The 2,173-nt window shown below is 73.4% G+C and carries 2 protein-coding genes and 1 pseudogene; all 3 read right to left on the reverse strand.

The genetic code is table 11. From position 1 onward, the window contains the following. Positions 1–79 precede the first annotated feature (79 nt). Positions 80–1,315 (reverse strand): hypothetical protein, encoded by a 1,236-nt coding sequence (locus GA0115259_RS33420; protein WP_093603881.1) that lies wholly within the window; start codon positions 1,313–1,315, stop codon positions 80–82. Positions 1,316–1,423: 108 nt separating this feature from the next. Next, the gene (locus GA0115259_RS33425; RefSeq protein WP_093603883.1) at positions 1,424–1,660 is read right to left on the reverse strand and encodes a hypothetical protein; all 237 of its coding nucleotides are present in this window, start codon (positions 1,658–1,660) and stop codon (positions 1,424–1,426) included. 230 nt (positions 1,661–1,890) lie between these two features. Further along, positions 1,891–2,100, reverse strand: a pseudogene (locus GA0115259_RS42410) (helix-turn-helix domain-containing protein); the annotation flags it as partial. Positions 2,101–2,173: the final 73 nt, after the last annotated feature.

Genomic DNA, 2,173 nt, shown 5'->3' on the forward strand with positions numbered 1-2,173 from the left:
GGGCCGCGAGGGGCAGCAGCCGCAGGCGCGGGGCCGGACTGGCGCCGGTACAGGCCCCGGCCGGGCGGATGCGCGCAGGTCAGCAGAGGGACACCGGGTCGGACAGCGCGGCCGATCCCTTATCGGTGTCGTCCGCGTACGCGGTGGCGTACGACAGCTCGCCCGGGTTGTCGACCCACGCCACGACACGGCGCGCACGCTCACGCCACCCCGGTGCGGCCTTCACCTGGTCACCCCACCGGCTGCGGCCCTGCGCGCACACCGTGCACAGCAGCCGGCCGTGGACCTCCCACACCTGCGGGTCGGTGGTGAAGCACACCGGGCAGCACCCCTCGGACCAGGCCGGCGGATGGCACGGCCCGGTCACCCAGGCCGTGATGATGATGTGGCCGCAGTACGCGCACTCGATGCCGTACAGGGCGTTCCGGTCGCAGCGGGGGCAGTGCTTGCCGGCCGGGAGCTGCGCCGGAGCGCCGGCGCCCCCGGAAGCCTCCGCCGGGGCAGGCCCGACAGCGTCGGCAGGCTCTGCCGGAACGCCGGCAGGCCCGGCAGCCGGCACGTATCCGCCCTCCGACTCCCATTCCCCGACCGGGTCACCGGCCGTGGCCACCACGTCGAACAGGCCCTCCGACGCGCACCGCGGGGCGATCACCTCGACGTCGGCGCTCCCGCGGGCCGTGGCCACGAAGGCGCGCGCGTGCTTTTGGCCGTGGAGAAGCGGCAGGCACACCGCCTCGTCACGCCGTGCCCGACGGCCGCCGACCGTGGCCACCACCACCGCCGAGGCCTCGCTCCGGCAGCTGTTCCAGCTCCCGGACTGCACGCGGTCCGCCCACACCTGGCCGGTGTACCGGACCCCGTCCACGGACCACGCCAGCATCACACCCGGCGCGTAGCCGGCCGGATCGAACTCCTTGAACTCCTGCGGCTCACCCGGCCACATGTCCACCGGACGCTCGCTCCACTCCGGCGTACCCACACCACGCTTTTCCACTTCACCGGCCAACTCCCGCGCCAGCCCCGCGAATCCGTCCCTCGCCTGCTGGTGCGCGTGGTCGGGCACCGTGGGCAGCGTGTAGGCCATGCGGCCGTCCGCCGACTCGATCCGCATCCGGTCGCCGCTCCCGGTCGCGTACGCGCGCCCGGTGCCGTTCGCTCCGATCAGCCGGCGCGCGTTGTCCGGGGTGCCCTCCGGCGCGCTCTGCGGCGTCTGCGCCGGCTCCTGGAGCGCGGTGTCGAGGACCGGTCCCGCAGGGACGTGCCGGTCCCGCGTCATCCCCGCAGCAGCCGGAACAGCCATGGCGGTGTCGGTCATCAGGTGTCCATCTCTACTCGCGGGATTGGCCGTTGGAGGTGGCGGGGCGCCCCCGTCACCCATGTGTGCCCGGGCCGGTGGGAGGCCACCGGCCCGGGCCCGCGGTGCTCACATCGCCATCCCGACCCATTCCCGGTTGGCGATCTCCCGGGCGTCATCCTCCGTGGCGACGAGATCGAACATGAACGCGGTCGGGCGGCCCATCACCGGGGCGATGTTCCACACGCCGAAGCCCTCGCCCTGCCTGGTGATCATCAGCCCCGTCGCACGGCGCTTCCTGCTCCAGTGCAGAGCGACCTTCTCGCCGCGCTTCGGACTGGCGGGCATCTCGCTGAACCGGCTCACTAGTCACTCCCCTACCGACGACCTCACCCCCCGTTCGGGGTGTTCATTAATCTACCCTCCAAGGCATCACGAGTCAAGTTTTATGTGTCATGTCGGCAAGTCGTCGCCCACCGGGGCGGTGAGGATCCCCGCCCCTCGAAGGAAGGCGGCCGCGAAGCCGAACGGCGCAGCGAACCCCGGCGGCCCGCCCATACAGTGCGCAAGGCAACCACCGCCCCCGCGCCGTCACGGGCCGGCGTGCTCGACGGCGCGGGTGTTCGGGCCCCGCGCGTGCGCATGGTGGTCCCGGCCTCGGTCAGCAGGCGGTGCACGAACCCGTACGACCTCCCGCAGCCCTCAGCGAGCACCCGGACCGAGGCCCCCCTGTCGTACGCCTTCTTCAGCTCGGCCCCCAGCTTGAGCCGGGCCGGCCCGGTGACGTGGACGCGGCGTCCCAGCATGTCGGCTCCCTCTCCCCCGGGCGGCGCCCGGACGCGAACGGCTACGGGTGGCGGGCGGCGTCGACGTCGCCGG

Origin of the sequence: Streptomyces sp. MnatMP-M17 (assembly GCF_900091995.1) — a bacterium.
In the GTDB taxonomy this organism is placed as follows: domain Bacteria; phylum Actinomycetota; class Actinomycetes; order Streptomycetales; family Streptomycetaceae; genus Streptomyces.